This window comes from Massilia orientalis, from assembly GCF_030411975.2.
In the GTDB taxonomy this organism is placed as follows: domain Bacteria; phylum Pseudomonadota; class Gammaproteobacteria; order Burkholderiales; family Burkholderiaceae_D; genus Telluria; species Telluria orientalis.
This window is the reverse complement of record NZ_JASNRB020000005.1, coordinates 33,377-49,092: the sequence shown is the minus strand read 5'-3', so window position 1 is coordinate 49,092 and position 15,716 is coordinate 33,377. Positions and strand designations below refer to the sequence as shown.

Below are 15,716 nucleotides of genomic sequence, written 5' to 3'. Positions count from 1 at the left end.
GATTTTCTAAATGATCCGTGAACCGGTGCCGCCCTTGAAGCCGCTGCGCGCGTTCGAAGCCGCCGCGCGGCACCTGTCCGTGAAAGCCGCGGCGGAAGAGTTGTGCGTGACGCCGGGCGCCGTCAGCCAGCTCGTGCGGCAACTGGAGGAGCACCTCGGCGTAAAGCTGTTCGAGCGGGTCAACCGGGGCATCCTGCTGACCCAGGCGGGCCGCGACTACCTGCCGCCCGTGCGCAACGCCTTCCGGCAGATCGCGCAGGCCACGCAGCGCCTCGCGGCATCCGCGGATGCCGGCACGCTGACGTTGAGCGTCACGCCGTTCTTCGCGTCCGCGTGGCTGATGCCGCGCCTGCAGCGGTTCCGCGACGCGCATCCCGGCATCGACCTGCATATCGTGACCAGCACCGCGCTGGCGGATTTTGCGCGCGACGGCGTGGACGTCGCCGTCCGGCACGGCGCGGGCCGCTATCCCGGCTTGCGCAGCTATCGCGTGGCCTCCGTCGAGATCGTGCCGGTGGCCGCGCCGGCCCTCGTGGAACGCCTTGGCTTACCGTCATCTCCTGCGGACCTGGCGCGCTGGCCGCACGTGCACGACGCCGACCGCAAGGGATGGAGCTTGTGGTTCCAGGCAAACGGCGTGGACGACGTCGCGCTGCCGCGCGGCCCGTCGTTCGACGACGCCAGCCTGCTGCTCGCTGCAGTCCTGGCCGGGCAGGGCGCCGGCCTGCTGCCGGCCGCGATGGTGGCGCACGAGGTGGACGCCGGGCGCCTGGTCAGCCTCGCGAAACCGGCCCACATGGAGACGTTCGCCTACTACCTGATCTATCCGGAGGCCCGGCAGGACAACCCGAAGGTGGCCGCGCTGCGCGACTGGATCCTGGCGGTGGACTAGCGGATCACCCGTTCCAGTGCCGGCGCAGCAGGCCGTAATACACCGTATCGGCGGGCTCGCCCTGCACGATCCAGCGCTCGGGCATATAGCCTTCCTTGTGAAACCCGAGCTTTTCCAGCACTCGCGCGGACGCCCCGTTGCGCGGGTCGACGTCGGCCTCGATGCGGTTCAGGTCCAGCGTCGTAAAACCGTAGGCCAGCAGCGCGCGCAGCGCCTCGCTGACGTAGCCGCCGCCCCAGTGGGCGCGGGCCAGTGCGTAGCCCATTTCGCAGCGGCGGCTGGTGTCGACGAAGCGGTGCAGGCTCACGTTGCCGATCAGTTCTCCCGTGTCGATCAGTTCCACGCCCAGGCGCATGCCGCTGCCGTCCGCATAGGCGGCCTGGGTGGCGGCGATATGCTCGCGCGACTGGTCGAGCGACGTCCACGGCCCGCTGCTCCAGTAGCGCGCCACTTCCGGATCGGCAAACACGGCATAGTGCGCGTCGACGTCGCGCTCGTCCATCCAGCGCAGTTTCAGGCGGGGCGTGAACAGTTCGATGGGGCTCAGGGTGGGCATGGATTCTCCTGGAGGCCGACGGCGGCGAGGACCATGCCCGTGATCAGGCGTTCGGCGTCGTCGAAGTCGGATGGTTCCAATTGTTCGCGGTCGAGCACGAGCGTCATCTGGGCGGCGAAGTCGGCGTACGACTGCGTCATCGCCCACACGGCGAACAGCAGATGGGTGGCGTTGACGGGCGCGATCTTTCCTTCCGCGATCCAGCGCTCGAACACGGCGATGTCGGCGCGCAGCAGCGGGATCACGCGGCGGCGGATCTGGTCGGCGTACAGCTTGGCGCCGCCGATCACTTCCATCGCATACACGCGCGACGCGAGCGGCTGCTCGCGCGAGAACGTCAGCTTCGCGCGCACATAGGCGCGCAGGACATCGCCCGGGTCCTTGCCCGGATCCGCGAGGCTGGCCATGCGCGCGAGCCAGTCGTCCAGCACGTTGTCGAGCACGCGCTGGTACAGGGCCTGCTTGGTCGGGAAGTAGTACATCAGGTTCTGCTTCGACAGGCCCGCGCGCTCGGCGACGGTGGCGATCGACGTGCCTTCGTAGCCGCATTCGGCGAACTGGCGCACGGCTTCGCCGAGGATGGTCGCTTCGACTTTGTCGCGATGGCTGACCCTGTGTTTGACGGGGGCGATGGTCATGGGTGTTCTCCTCAAATCGAACGCAGGAAGTCGAGCAGGGCCGGCTCGTGGGCATAGGCGACGTTGAAGCGGAACCAGGCCGTGGCGGGCGGCTTCAGCGCAAAGAATTCGCCCGGCGCCAGCAGGATGCTCGCGCGCAGCGCCCGTTCGGCGATGGCGCGGCCGCTTTGTTTTTGCGCCGGCCAGCCTGCGCTGACGAACATCCCGCCGCGCGGCCGGGCCAGCGGCACGAGGCCCGCATCGCCGAGGCGCTCCAGCGCCAGCTCGCGCGCGTCGTCCAGCTGCAGCACGAGGCGCTCGACCTGCTTGCGGTAGGCGCGGCTGCTGACGGCATCGTACACGGCGCGTTCGTTCACCTCGGACGTCGTCAGGCCCGTGAGCATCTTGACGCGCACCAGTTCCGGCATCAACGAGCCCGACGCGCAAACGGAACCCACGCGCAGCACGGGCGACAGGGTCTTGGAAAAGCTGCCGATGCGGATCACGCGGCGCAGCCCGTCCATGGCGGCCAGCGACGAGTCGCCGCGGGCGGCCAGTTCGCGGTAGATGTCGTCCTCGACGAGCCAGAAATCGTACTGCTCGGACAGCGCGAGCAGCCGGTGCGCCTGCGCCTGCGACAGCGACGTGCCGAGGGGATTCTGCAGCACCGTGTTGACGAACATGAGCTTCGGCTGGCGCGTTTGGGCCGCGCGCGCGAGGACGTCCATGTCCAGGCCATGGGCGCCGCGCGGGATGCCGACGGCCTCGCAGCCATGATGCCGGACGAGCGCGAGCAAATTGCCGTAGCCGGGATCCTCGACGAACACGACGTCGCCCGGCCGCGTGAGCGTGCGCAGCACGAGGTCGAACGCATGCGTGGCGCCGTGCGTGAGCAGTATCTGTTCCGGTTCAACCGCGCACAGATCGGCCGACAGCGTCGTGGCGAGATGCTGGCGCAGGCTGGGAAAGCCGAGCGGATGGCCGTAGCCGCGCAGGCGGCCGGCCGGGATCTTCATCGCGTGGCGCACCGCGTCGAGGATCGTCGATTCGCCATACCACTCGGGCGGCAGCCAGCCGGCGCCGACGGGCAGCGCATCCGTCTGGCCGGAATAGAGGTCGGGCGTGAGCGTGTCGACGACATTGGCGGCCGCGGGGAGGCACGCTTGCTGCGCCGGGGCTTCCGCGCCGCGCGCGACGAAAAAGCCGGACCCGCGCCGCGATGACAGCAGGCCCAGGTGCAGCAGGCGGTCGTACGATTCGACGACGGTGAAGGTGCTGACGCCATTCACTTTTGCGAATTGTCGAACGGACGGCATCTTCGTCCCGGCGGGCAGCGTGCGCCGATTTACCATCTCGGCGATGGCCGCGACGATCTGGTCGACCAGGCTGCCGCGGCGCTGGCGGTCGATCGCCAGCACCGGCCATCCCTCGCTCTCGCTCTTTTCGGTTGGTTCCATGCGCCTCCATCGCGCGACGTCCGAAACTGTACAGGCTATGCTACCTATACGGTTGGCCATTTTCGCAGACTGTGTATATGTGCCACTGTTGTACTGCTGTCTATTATTGCATCATTGTTTTTGCCAGTTGGTAAATTTTGTACTGGCCACTGATTCTAAAAGGGGAGTCGCATGAACGAGTCCAGACCCGAATCGATGTCATCCTTCTGGATGCCATTCACCAACAACCGTGACTTCAAGGCCCATCCGCGCCTCCTCGTCTCGGCACAAGGAATGTATTACAAGGACGTCGACGGCAACGCGGTCCTCGACGGCACCGCCGGCCTGTGGTGCGTCCCGTGCGGCCACGCGCAGCCGAAGATCGTCGCCGCCGTCAGCGAGATGGTCGGCCAGCTCGACTTCGCACCGACGTTCCAGATGGGCCACCCGGCCGCCTTCGACCTGGCCGAACGCCTGATGGACTACACGAACCACAAGTTCGGCCACGTGTTCTACACGAATTCCGGCTCGGAAGCGGTGGACACGGCCCTCAAGATCGCGCTCGCGTATCACAAGGCCCGCGGCGACGCCGGCCGCACGCGGCTGATCGGGCGCGAGCGGGGCTATCACGGCGTCGGCTTCGGCGGGCTGTCCGTCGGCGGCATCGGCCCGAATCGCAAGGCCTTCGGGCCGCTGCTGCCGGGTGTCGACCACCTGCCGCACACGCACAACCTCGGCAAGAACGCGTTCTCGCGCGGCGAGCCGGAACATGGCGCGGAACTGGCCGATGAACTGGAACGCATCGTCGCGCTGCACGACGCGTCGACCATCGCCGCCGTCATCGTCGAACCCGTGGCCGGATCGACGGGCGTCCTGATTCCGCCGCAGGGTTACCTGAAGCGCCTGCGCGAACTCTGCACGAAGCACGGCATCCTGCTGATCTTCGACGAAGTGATCACGGGCTTCGGCCGCCTGACGACGCCGTTCGCCGTCGATTACTTCGACGTCGAGCCGGACATGATGACGACGGCGAAAGGCCTCACCAACGGCACCGTGCCGATGGGCGCCGTGTTCTCGAAAAAATTCATCCACGACGCGTTCATGGAAGCGCCGGCCGGCATCGAACTGTTCCACGGCTACACGTATTCCGGCCACCCGCTCGCGTGCGCCGCGTCGATCGCCACGCTGGAAGTCTTCAAGGAGCAGGGCATCCTGGAAAACGCGAAGTCACTGCAACCGTACTGGGAAGACGCGGTGCACAGCCTGCGCGGCCTGCCGCACGTGATCGACATCCGCACCATCGGCCTCGTCGCCGGCATCGAGCTGGAAAGCATCCCCGGCAAGCCAGGCGCGCGTGCCTTTGCCGCGTTCAAGCAGGCTTTCGCGGACGGCATCCTGATCCGCACGACGGGCGACATCATCGCGCTGTCGCCGCCGCTCGTGCTGGAGAAAAAACATATCGACGAATTGTTCGGCAAGCTGGCCGCCGTCCTGAAAAACCTCGACTGAAAGGCGACCATGGAGACCATCAACCACTTTATCGGCGGCCGCGTGCTTGACGGCGGCGAACGCTTCGCCGACGTCTACAACCCCGCGCTGGGCGAGCCTTGTGCACGCGTGGCGCTGGCGAGCGACGACGACGTCGCCGCCGCCGTGGCGGCAGCCGGCGCCGCATTCCCCGCCTGGGCCGCGACGCCGCCGCTGGCTAGAGCCCGCGTGCTGTTCAACTACCTGCAGCTGTGCCAGCGCCACACGGACGAATTCGCGGCGCTGGTCGTGCGCGAACACGGCAAGACGTTCGCCGACGCGCGCGGCGAAGTCGCCCGCGGCATCGAAGTCGTCGAGTTCGCGGTGGGCATCCCGCAGCTGCTCAAGGGCGAATTCACGGACCAGATCGCGCGCGGCATCGACGCCTGGTCGATGCGCCAGCCGCTGGGCGTCGTCGCGGGTATCACGCCGTTCAACTTCCCCGTGATGGTGCCGATGTGGATGTTCCCCGTCGCCATCGCGTGCGGCAACACGTTCATCCTGAAACCGTCCGAACGCGATCCGTCGGCGTCGCTGCTGCATGCGCGGCTGCTGAAGGAAGCGGGGCTGCCGGACGGCGTGTTCAACGTCGTCCAGGGCGACAAAGGCGCGGTCGGCGCGCTGCTGGATCACCCGGACATCCAGGCCGTCAGCTTCGTGGGCTCGACGCCGATCGCGGAATACATCTATGCGCGCGGCAGCGCTGCCGGCAAGCGCGTGCAGGCGCTGGGCGGCGCGAAGAACCACATGGTCGTGATGCCGGATGCCGACATGGACATGGCGGTCGATGCACTCATCGGCGCCGCGTACGGATCGGCCGGCGAGCGCTGCATGGCGATCTCGGTGGCGGTCGCGATCGGCGACGCGGGCGACGCACTGGTCGCGCGGTTGGCCGAGCGCACCCGCGCCCTGAAAATCGCGGACGGCATGGCGGATGGTGCGGAGATGGGGCCCGTGGTCACGCAGGCGGCCAAGCAGCGCATCGAAAAACTGATCGGGGAAGGCGTGGAGCAGGGCGCGACGCTGGTCGTCGACGGCCGCGGCTTCAAGGTGCCGGAGCGCGACAACGGCTTCTTCGTGGGCGGCACCTTGTTCGACCACGTCCAGCCTTCGATGTCCATCTACAAGGAGGAAATCTTCGGCCCCGTGCTGTGCGTCGTGCGCCTGCCCGACGTGGGCAGCGCTTTGGCCCTCATCAACCGCAACGAGTACGGCAACGGCGTCGCCGTATTCACCCGCGACGGCGGCGTGGCGCGCGAATTCGTGCGCCAGGTGCAGGTGGGCATGGTCGGGGTGAACGTGCCGCTGCCGGTGCCGATGGCGTTCAACAGCTTCGGCGGGTGGAAGAAAAGCCTGTTCGGCGACCACCATGCGTATGGGCCGGAGGGCGTGCGGTTCTATACGCGGCACAAGGCTGTGATGCAGCGCTGGCCGAATACGGCGAGCAGCGGGGTGGAGTTCGCGTTCCCGCAAATGAAATGACGGACACGATCCGTTGATACGTCGTCCCTGCGAAGGCAGGGACCCAAGTCGCACGCATCTCGACGACGCACGCAACTTGGGCTCCCGCCTGCGCGGGAGCGACGGTGGTTTTTTTGAGTCACTACGAAAAGAAGGGATGCTTCATGATCGAGTCACTCCACCACCTGCCCCCCGCCGCCGGCACGCACGGGGCCCTGTCCGAGCGCTTCACGGACCTGGCCCCGGCGCTGACCGCGCGCCAGGCCGCCATCGAAAGCGCCCGCTGCCTGTACTGCTACGACGCGCCCTGTACCCGCGCCTGCCCGACGGGCATCGACGTCGCGAGCTTCATCCGCAACATCCACGAGGGCAATGTGGAGGGCGCCGCGGTCAACATCCTCAAGCAGAACATCTTCGGCGGCAGCTGTTCGCGCGTGTGCCCGACGGAGATCCTGTGCGAGGACGCCTGCGTGCGCAACGACGACGCCGAAGGCCAGCCCGTGAAGATCGGCCTGCTGCAGCGCCATGCCATCGACAACGCCCACTTCGCCGATCACCCCTTCCGGCGCGCGCCATCGACCGGCAGGACGATCGCCGTCGTGGGCGCCGGCCCGGCCGGGCTGTCGTGCGCGCACCGGCTCGCGTTGCTGGGCCATGACGTCGTCGTGTTCGAAGCGCGCGACAAGGCCGGTGGCCTGAACGAATACGGCATCGCCAAGTACAAGCTGCCGGGCGACTTCGCCCAGCGCGAGGTGGACTTCTTGTTGTCGATCGGCGGCATCGAGATCCAGTACGGCCGCATCCTGGGCAGCAACCTGCACCTGCAGGACCTGCACACGCGCTACGACGCCGTGTTCCTCGGCCTGGGCCTCGGCGCCAGCCGCCGTCTCGGCCTGACGGGCGAGGATGCGCCGGGCCTCGCGGCGGCCGTCGACTACATCGCCACGTTGCGCCAGGCCGCGGACCTCGCGGCGCTGCCGGTACCGAAGCGCGCGGTCGTGATCGGGGCCGGCAACACGGCCGTCGACATGGCCGTGCAGATCGGGCGCCTGGGCGCGGAAGATGTCACGTTGGTGTACCGCCGCGGTGTCGAGGCGATGAGCGCGACCGGCCACGAGATCGAGATCGCGAAGACGAACGGCGTGCGCATCCGCACGTGGGCCGCGCCGCACGAGATCCTGCTGGACGCTGCGGGCCGCGTGCGCGGCATGCGCTTCGAGGAGACGCGGCTGGAGGACGGCCGCCTCGCCGGCACGGGCGCGTTCATCGACATCGCGGCCGATGCCGTGTTCAAGGCCATCGGCCAGCACATGGACGGAGACGCCCTGTCCGATCCGCTCGCGCGCGAGCTCGAACGTGAAGGTGACAAGATCCACGTCGACGCGCGCTTCCGCACCAAGCTGCCGGGCGTGTACGCGGGCGGCGACTGCGTGGCGCCGGGGCAGGACCTGACGGTGCAGGCCGTCCAGCACGGCAAACTGGCGGCGCTGGCGATCCATGACGACATCCTTTCCAAAGCGGAGGCATGATGGCCGACCTGAGCATCGATTTTTGCGGCATCAAGTCGCCGAACCCTTTCTGGCTGGCGTCCGCACCGCCGACCGACAAGGCCTATAACGTCGTGCGCGCCTTCGAGGCGGGGTGGGGAGGCGTCGTGTGGAAGACGCTGGGCGAGGATCCGCCGGCCGTCAACGTGTCGTCGCGCTATTCCGCGCTGCACGGGAAGAACCGCGAGGTCATCGGCTTCAACAACATCGAGCTGATCACGGATCGCAGCCTCGAGATCAACCTGCGCGAGATCACGGCCGTCAAGAAGGCCTGGCCCGACCGGGCGCTGGTCGTGTCGATGATGCTGCCGTGCGAGGAAGCGCCGTGGCGCGAGATCCTGCCGCTCGTCGAGGCGACGGGCGCGGACGGCATCGAACTGAACTTCGGCTGCCCGCACGGCATGCCCGAGCGCGGGATGGGCGCGGCGGTGGGCCAGCAGCCGGACCTGATCGAACTCGTCACGCGCTGGTGCAAGACGACCACGCGGCTGCCGGTGATCGTCAAGCTGACGCCCAACATCACCGACGTGCGCGCGCCCGCACGGGCGGCGCTGGCGGGCGGGGCGGATGCGGTCTCGCTGATCAACACGATCAATTCGATCACGCACCTGGACCTGGACCGCATGGTCGCGTTCCCCGCGGTCGGAGACGCCAGCACGCACGGCGGCTATTGCGGCACGGCCGTCAAGCCCATCGCGCTGAACATGGTGGCCGAGATCGCGCGCGATCCGGTGACGCAAGGCTTGCCGATCTCCGGCATCGGCGGCATCGGCAACTGGCGCGACGCGGCCGAGTTCATCGCGCTGGGCGCCGGCTCGGTACAGGTGTGCACGGCCGCGATGCTGCATGGCTTCCGCATCGTCGAGGAGATGAAGGACGGGTTGTCGCGCTGGATGGACAGCAAGGGTTATGCAAACATCGCCGCGTTCTCGCGCAAGGCCGTGCCGAACACGACGGACTGGAAATACCTGGACATGAATTACCAGGTCATCGCGCACATCGACCAGGACAAGTGCATCCAGTGCGGCCGCTGCCACGTGGCGTGCGAGGACACGTCGCACCAGGCGGTCGCGCGGCTGGTCGACGGGAATGCGCGCAAGTACGAAGTCATAGCCGAGGAGTGCGTCGGCTGCAACCTGTGCGAGATCACCTGTCCGGTCGAGGGCTGCATCACGATGGTGCCGCAGCAGACGGGCAAGCCCTATATGAACTGGACGCAGGATCCCCGGAATCCGAGGGCCGAGGGAGTACTATTGGACGGTGTGTAACGCCCACCCCACGGAGACCGCCCCGATGAGCCCAGACCCCGCAACGAACCAGGATCTCTGGAACGAAGACCTCGCGCCGACGAGCGCCGCCCAGCGCACGTGGCGCTGGTATCACTTCGCCGCCCTGTGGGTCGGCATGGTGATGTGCATCCCGGCCTATACGCTGTCCGCCAGCCTGATCGAGGCCGGCATGTCCGCGTACCAGGCCGTGTTCACCGTGTTCCTCGCGAACGCCATCGTGCTGTTGCCGATGCTGCTGATCGGCCACGCCGGCACCAAGTACGGCATCCCGTACGCCGTGCTGGCGCGCGCCGCGTTCGGCACGCGCGGGGCGCGCCTGCCGGCGCTGATGCGCGCCATCGTCGCGTGCGGCTGGTACGGCATCCAGACGTGGTTCGGCGGCAGCATGATCTACACGCTGCTGGGCGTGCTGGCCGGGCACGAGATCGGCGGCGCAAGGCTGGCCGGCCTGGGCATCAACGGCGCGCAGCTGCTGTGCTTCCTCGCGTTCTGGGCGATCCAGTTCTATTTCATCGTGCACGGCATGGATGCGATCCGCAAGCTGGAGACGTACACGGCGCCGCTGAAGATCGCGATCTGCTTCGTGCTGCTCGGCTGGGTCTACCAGAAAGCGGGCGGCTTCGGCCCGCTGCTGGACGCGCCGTCGCAATTCGTCGAAGGCGGCAAGAAGGCCGGCCAGTTCTGGTCCACGTTCTGGCCGTCGCTGACGGCGATGGTCGGGTTCTGGGCCACGCTCGCGCTGAACATCCCCGACTTCACCCGCTTCGCGCGCACGCAGCGCGACCAGATCCTGGGCCAGTCCGTCGGCCTGCCCGTGCCGATGGGGTTGCTGGCGGCATTGGCCGTCATCGTCACGTCGGCCACCGTCGTCCTGTACGGCAAGGCGTTGTGGGACCCGGTCGACCTGGCCAGCCGCATGACGGGCGCCGCGGTGCTGATCGCATTGATTGTCCTGCTGGTCGACACGGTCAGCGTCAACCTGGCCGCCAACCTCGTCGGCCCGGCCTACGACTTTTCCGCGCTGGCGCCGCGCCGCATCTCGTACCGCACGGGCGGCTACATCACGGCCGGCATCGCGCTCGCGATGATGCCGTGGAAGATACTGGAATCGACGCAGGGCTATATCTTCACTTGGCTGATCGGCTATTCCGCGCTGCTGGGCCCCATCGCGGGCGTGCTGATCATCGACTACTACCTGATCCGCCGCACGCAACTGGCGGTCGACCACCTGTACAAGGACGACGGCATCTATGGCTATCGCGGCGGCTGGAACCCGGCCGCGATCGTCGCCTTCGTCGCCGGCGTGCTGCCGAACATCCCGGGTTTCATGAACGCGGCGTTTCCGGAATCGTTCCCGGACGTGGGCGCCGCGTTCAAAACCCTGTACACCTATGCGTGGTTCGTCGGGATCGCGATTTCCGCGGTCGTGTACGGCATCATGATGAAGGGCAGGGCGGCGCCGGCGCTGCATCCGGCCCGTTCGCTCGATTGACCCGAGGAGACGTCAATGACCCTGTTGATACGCGGTGGTACGGTGGTGAACGCCGACCGTGCATTTCGTGCCGATGTGCTGTGCGAAGGCGGCAGGATCGTCGCCGTGGGCGAGAACCTGGAGGCGCCCGCGCACGCGGAAGTGATCGATGCCGGCGGCCAGTACGTGATGCCGGGCGGGATCGACCCGCACACGCACATGCAGCTGCCGTTCATGGGCACCGTCACCGCCGACGATTTTTACACCGGCACGGCGGCGGGCCTCGCAGGCGGCACGACGACGATCATCGACTTCGTCATCCCCGACCCGAAACAACGCCTGATGGACGCATTCCAGACGTGGCGCGGCTGGGCTGAAAAGGCCGCGGCCGACTACACGTTCCACGTCGCCGTCACGTGGTGGGACGACACGGTGCACGAAGACATGGGCACGCTCGTCAAGCGCCACGGCGTGAACAGCTTCAAGCACTTCATGGCGTACAAGAACGCCATCATGGCCGACGACGAGACGCTGGTGAAAAGCTTCCGGCGCGCGCTCGAACTGGGCGCGATCCCGACCGTGCACGCGGAGAACGGAGAGCTGGTCTACCAGTTGCAGCGCGAACTGCTGGCGAAGGGCATCCGCGGGCCGGAAGCGCATCCGCTGTCGCGTCCTCCGGAAGTGGAGGCCGAAGCGGCCAACCGCGCGATCGCCATCGCGGGCGTGCTGGGCACGCCCGTGTACATCGTGCACGTGTCGTGCGCCGAATCGCTGGAGGCCATCACGCGCGCCCGCGCACGCGGCCAGCGCGTGTACGGCGAGGCGCTGGCGGGCCACCTCGTCATCGACGACAGCGTTCACCGCCACGCCGATCCCGAAGTCGCGCGCGCCTACGTGATGAGTCCCCCGTTCCGCTCCAGCCACCACCAGACGGCGCTGTGGCAAGGCCTCCAGGGCGGCAACCTGCACACGACGGCGACCGACCACTGCACGTTCTGCGCCGGCCAGAAGGGAATGGGCGCGGACGATTTCACGCGCATCCCCAACGGCTGCGGCGGCGTCGAGGAACGCATGGCCGTCGTGTGGGACGCGGGCGTGAATACGGGGCGTCTGACGCCCTCCGAATTCGTGCGCGTGACGTCGACCAATGCGGCCCAGATTTTTAATATTTATCCGCGCAAGGGTTCCGTGTCCGTGGGGGCGGATGCCGACGTCGTCGTGTGGGACCCGCAGGGGACGCGCACGCTGTCGGCCGCGACGCAGCATTCGAAGGGCGACTTCAACGTGTTCGAAGGGCGCACGGTGCGCGGGATTCCCACGCACACGGTGGCGGCCGGGAAGCTCGTGTATGCGGATGGCGACCTGCGCGCGGAACGGGGCGCGGGACGCTATGTGGAACGGCCTGCTTTCACCAGCACTATTTGAACGCTACGAACGTCATTCCCGCGGAAGCGGGAATCCATACTGAGCCTGCGCGCATTGTTGACGCCACCTGATCGCACACTTGGCATGGGTCCCCGCTTTCGCGAGGACGATGGTGATGCAAGCACCAACTGGAGAACACCATGAACGACCTGCGCATCAACGGCACCCGCCTCTGGAACGCCCTGATGGAACTGGCGCAAATCGGCGCCACCGAGAAGGGCGGCGTGAAGCGCCTCGCCCTGACGGACCTCGACCGCCAGGGCCGCGACCTCGTCGTGCAATGGGCGAAAGCGGAAGGCCTCGGCGTCACCGTAGATAAAATCGGCAACGTGTTCATGCGCCGCGTGGGCACGAATCCGAGCCTGCCCCCGGTCGTCACGGGCAGCCACATCGACACCCAGCCGACCGGCGGCAAGTTCGACGGCAACTACGGCGTGCTGGCCGGCCTCGAAGTCGTGCGCACGCTGAACGAGCGGGGCATCCGGACCGAGGCGCCGATCGAAGTCGCGTTCTGGACGAACGAAGAAGGCTCGCGCTTCGTGCCCGTGATGATGGGCTCCGGCGTGTTCTGCGGCGCATTCAGCCTGGAGACGGCGTATGCGGCGCGCGACGTCGACGGCAAATCCGTCGGCGAGGAACTCCAGAGGATCGGCTACCAGGGCGAGCAGACGCCGGGCGACCACCCGATCGGCGCCTACTTCGAAGCCCACATCGAGCAGGGCCCCGTGCTGGAGGACGCGAACAAGGTGATCGGCGTCGTGCCCGCCGTGATGGGCCTGTCGTGGTACGACTGCACCGTGACCGGGATGGAAGCGCACGCCGGCCCCACGCCGATGCATCTGCGGCGCGACGCGCTGCAGGTCGCGACGACCATCATGCGGGAGACGGTCGCCATCGCCAACCGCTACCCGCCGTACGGCCGCGGCACCGTCGGCATGGTCCAGGTGTTCCCCAACAGCCGCAACGTGATCCCCGGCCACGTCAAGTTCAGCATCGACCTGCGCAACGTCAGCGACGAGCTGCTGAACACGATGCACGGCGAGATCGAGGCGTTCGTCGAGCGCACGCGGCGCGAGACGGGCCTGGGCATCGACCTGCAGCGCGTGTCGTACTATCCGCCTTGCCCGTTCCACCCGGATTGCGTGGGCGCCGTGCGCGCCGCGACGGAACGGCTGGGCTATTCGACGATGGACGTGGTGTCCGGCGCCGGCCACGACGCGATCTATGTCGCGCGGCTGGCGCCCGCCGGCATGATCTTCGTGCCGTGCAAGGACGGCATCAGCCACAACGAGATCGAGGATGCCCAGCCCGGCCACCTGGAAGCCGGCTGCAACGTGCTGTTGCACGCGATGCTGGAACGGGCCGGCATCGTTTCCATGTCCGCGGCCGATGAGCTTGTTGCTCAAAAGTAACAACATGCAATTTGTTGTTACTATTCTGGCCGATCGCGCGCGCCGGTAGCATACTGTGGTCCGAAGCCGCCCGCCGGGCGGCACGCGTCTGACCGACGATGCTGACCGGATACTATGAAACCCCGCTCGTCCTGATTTCGATCCTCGTCGCGATCGTCGCGTCGTATTCCGCCCTCAGCCTCGCGGGCAGGGTGGCGGAAGCCGCCGGGCGGACGAAGTTCGCCTGGATGCTGGGCGGCGCGATCGCGATGGGCTCCGGGATCTGGGCCATGCACTTCGTCGGAATGCTGGCGTTTCGTCTCCCGATCCCGGTCGCCTACGACATCCCCATCACCCTCGTCTCGCTGGTGCTGCCGATCCTGGCGTCCGGCCTGGCGCTGTGGCAGGTGGGCCGCGCGAACCTGGGCCCGGTGCGCCTGGGCGTCAGTGCCGTCATCATGGGCGCCGGCATCAATGCGATGCATTACACGGGCATGGCCGCCATGCGCATGCAGCCCGGGATCGTGTACGACCCGCTGCTGTTCGCGCTCTCGGTACTGATCGCCGTGGGCGCGTCGGCGCTGGCGCTGTGGATCGCGTTCCGGCTGCGCCGCAGCACGCCGGACGTGTGGGTGCCGCGCATCGGCGCCGCCGTCGTGATGGGCTGCGCCATCGTCGGCATGCATTACACGGGCATGGCGGCCGCGAACTTCCCGGCCGACAGCGTGTGCATGGCCGCGCGCGTCGGCGTGCATCGCGACAGCCTCGCCACGCTCGTCGTGCTGGCCACGTTCTGCGTGCTGGGCCTGGCCCTCATCGCGTCCGTGTTCGACGCGCACCTGGAAGCGAACGCGCGCATCCTCGCCATGTCGCAGGCGACGGCGGCCGAGCGCCAGCACCTGCTGGAACGCGAGCGCGTCGCGCGCGACGAAGCCGAACGCCTGTCCGCACTGAAGGACGAATTCCTCGCCACCCTGTCGCACGAGCTGCGCACGCCGCTGAATGCCATCCTCGGCTGGGCCGGCATGCTGCAGCGGGGCGTGAAGGACGAGGCGACCATGAAACGCGCGCTGGAGACCATCGAGCGCAACGCGCGCGCCCAGGGCAAGCTGATCGACGACCTGCTCGACATGAGCCGCATCATTTCCGGCACCGTGCGGCTGGACGTGCAGACGGTCGACCCTTCCCGCATCATCGAGGCGGCGCTGGGCACCGTGCACCCGGCCGCCTCGGCCAAGATGATCGCCCTGCGCGCCGACCTGGGACGCGAGCCGGGCACGTTGCCGCTCGAAGTGCGCGCCGATCCGGGCCGGCTCCAGCAGGTGCTGTGGAATCTGCTGGCGAACGCGGTCAAGTTCACGCCGTCGGGCGGCAGCGTGCAGGTGCTGCTGGGGCGCGACGGCAACGACGCCGTGATCCGCGTGATCGATTCCGGCATCGGCATCGCGCCGGACTTCCTGCCGTACGTGTTCGACCGCTTCCGCCAGCAGGATGCGTCGATCTCGCGCCAGCACGGAGGCCTGGGATTGGGGTTGTCGATCGCGCGGCAGCTCGTCGAACTGCATGGCGGGACGATCGTCGTGGACAGCGCCGGCGTGCACGCGGGCACCACGTTCACGGTGCGCCTGCCGCTGGCGCGCCCGAGCGCCGTCACGGTGCCGGGAATGGGCGTGCTCCCGATGGCGCAGGCGGGCACGGACGACCTGGCCGACCTGACCGGCGTGCGGGTGCTGGTGATCGACGACGCGCCGGATACGCTCGACGTGCTGGAACAGATCCTGTCGTACAGCGGCGCCGCCACGATGACGGCGCCGGGCGCCAGCGCCGCGCTGGCCCTGCTGGAGCGCGAGGTGCCGGACGTGATCGTCAGCGACGTCGGCATGCCCGAAGTCGACGGCTTCGAACTGATGCGGCGCATCCGCCGGCGCGCGGCCACGGCGGACGTTCCCGCCATCGCGTTGACGGCGTTCACCCGCCAGGACGACCGCGCCAAGGCGCTGCAGGCCGGTTTTACCGATTATCTCGCCAAGCCCGTGGAGCCGGCGGCGCTGGCGGCCGCGATCCGGCGCCTCGTCGCCACCGCGCGCGAAGCGTGACGGGACGA

12 protein-coding genes are annotated in these 15,716 nt (G+C 67.9%); 9 read left to right on the top strand and 3 right to left on the bottom strand.

Annotated elements, in window-relative coordinates:
- The first annotated feature begins 10 nt into the window (after positions 1 to 10).
- Complete coding sequence (gcvA, locus tag QPK29_RS08675) at positions 11 to 892, top strand: transcriptional regulator GcvA (RefSeq protein ID WP_371768629.1); 882 nt, start codon at positions 11 to 13, stop codon at positions 890 to 892.
- 4 nt (positions 893 to 896) lie between these two features.
- Here the strand turns inward: gcvA and QPK29_RS08670 are convergent, their stop codons facing one another.
- Genes QPK29_RS08670 through QPK29_RS08660 form a run of 3 tightly spaced genes read right to left on the bottom strand, consistent with a single transcriptional unit; the run spans position 897 to position 3,522 of the window.
- On the bottom strand, positions 897 to 1,448 hold the full coding sequence (locus QPK29_RS08670; RefSeq protein ID WP_371768628.1) for a GNAT family N-acetyltransferase: 552 nt from the start codon (positions 1,446 to 1,448) through the stop codon (positions 897 to 899).
- Positions 1,436 to 2,086 (bottom strand): TetR/AcrR family transcriptional regulator, encoded by a 651-nt coding sequence (locus QPK29_RS08665; RefSeq protein WP_371768627.1) that lies wholly within the window; start codon positions 2,084 to 2,086, stop codon positions 1,436 to 1,438. The genes QPK29_RS08670 and QPK29_RS08665 overlap by 13 nt, the downstream gene beginning before the upstream one ends.
- 11 nt (positions 2,087 to 2,097) lie before the next feature.
- On the bottom strand, positions 2,098 to 3,522 hold the full coding sequence (locus QPK29_RS08660; RefSeq protein WP_371768626.1) for an aminotransferase-like domain-containing protein: 1,425 nt from the start codon (positions 3,520 to 3,522) through the stop codon (positions 2,098 to 2,100).
- Positions 3,523 to 3,693: 171 nt separating this feature from the next.
- Here QPK29_RS08660 and QPK29_RS08655 point away from each other — a divergent pair, with 171 nt between their 5' ends.
- The 8 genes from QPK29_RS08655 to QPK29_RS08620 all read left to right on the top strand — a co-directional run bounded on the left by QPK29_RS08655 (position 3,694) and on the right by QPK29_RS08620 (position 15,708).
- Positions 3,694 to 5,010, top strand: a complete 1,317-nt coding sequence (locus tag QPK29_RS08655) for an aspartate aminotransferase family protein (RefSeq protein ID WP_056123045.1) — start codon at positions 3,694 to 3,696, stop codon at positions 5,008 to 5,010.
- 9 nt (positions 5,011 to 5,019) lie between these two features.
- Positions 5,020 to 6,510 (top strand): CoA-acylating methylmalonate-semialdehyde dehydrogenase, encoded by a 1,491-nt coding sequence (locus QPK29_RS08650; protein ID WP_371768625.1) that lies wholly within the window; start codon positions 5,020 to 5,022, stop codon positions 6,508 to 6,510.
- 143 nt (positions 6,511 to 6,653) lie between these two features.
- Positions 6,654 to 8,018, top strand: coding sequence for an NAD(P)-dependent oxidoreductase (locus tag QPK29_RS08645; RefSeq protein ID WP_371768624.1), 1,365 nt, complete (start codon positions 6,654 to 6,656; stop codon positions 8,016 to 8,018).
- Positions 8,018 to 9,304 (top strand): NAD-dependent dihydropyrimidine dehydrogenase subunit PreA, encoded by a 1,287-nt coding sequence (gene preA / locus QPK29_RS08640; RefSeq protein ID WP_371768623.1) that lies wholly within the window; start codon positions 8,018 to 8,020, stop codon positions 9,302 to 9,304. The genes QPK29_RS08645 and preA overlap by 1 nt, the downstream gene beginning before the upstream one ends.
- Positions 9,305 to 9,329: 25 nt before the next feature.
- Positions 9,330 to 10,817: an NCS1 family nucleobase:cation symporter-1 gene (locus QPK29_RS08635; protein ID WP_056123057.1), complete on the top strand. Its 1,488-nt coding sequence runs from the start codon at positions 9,330 to 9,332 to the stop codon at positions 10,815 to 10,817.
- A gap of 15 nt (positions 10,818 to 10,832) precedes the next feature.
- Entirely contained in the window at positions 10,833 to 12,221 is a 1,389-nt protein-coding gene (gene hydA, locus QPK29_RS08630; protein WP_371768622.1) for a dihydropyrimidinase, read from the top strand.
- Positions 12,222 to 12,361: 140 nt separating this feature from the next.
- Entirely contained in the window at positions 12,362 to 13,633 is a 1,272-nt protein-coding gene (locus tag QPK29_RS08625; protein ID WP_371768621.1) for a Zn-dependent hydrolase, read from the top strand.
- A 98-nt stretch (positions 13,634 to 13,731) separates the two neighbouring features.
- The gene (locus QPK29_RS08620) at positions 13,732 to 15,708 is read left to right on the top strand and encodes an MHYT domain-containing protein (RefSeq protein ID WP_371768620.1); all 1,977 of its coding nucleotides are present in this window, start codon (positions 13,732 to 13,734) and stop codon (positions 15,706 to 15,708) included.
- Positions 15,709 to 15,716 lie beyond the last annotated feature (8 nt).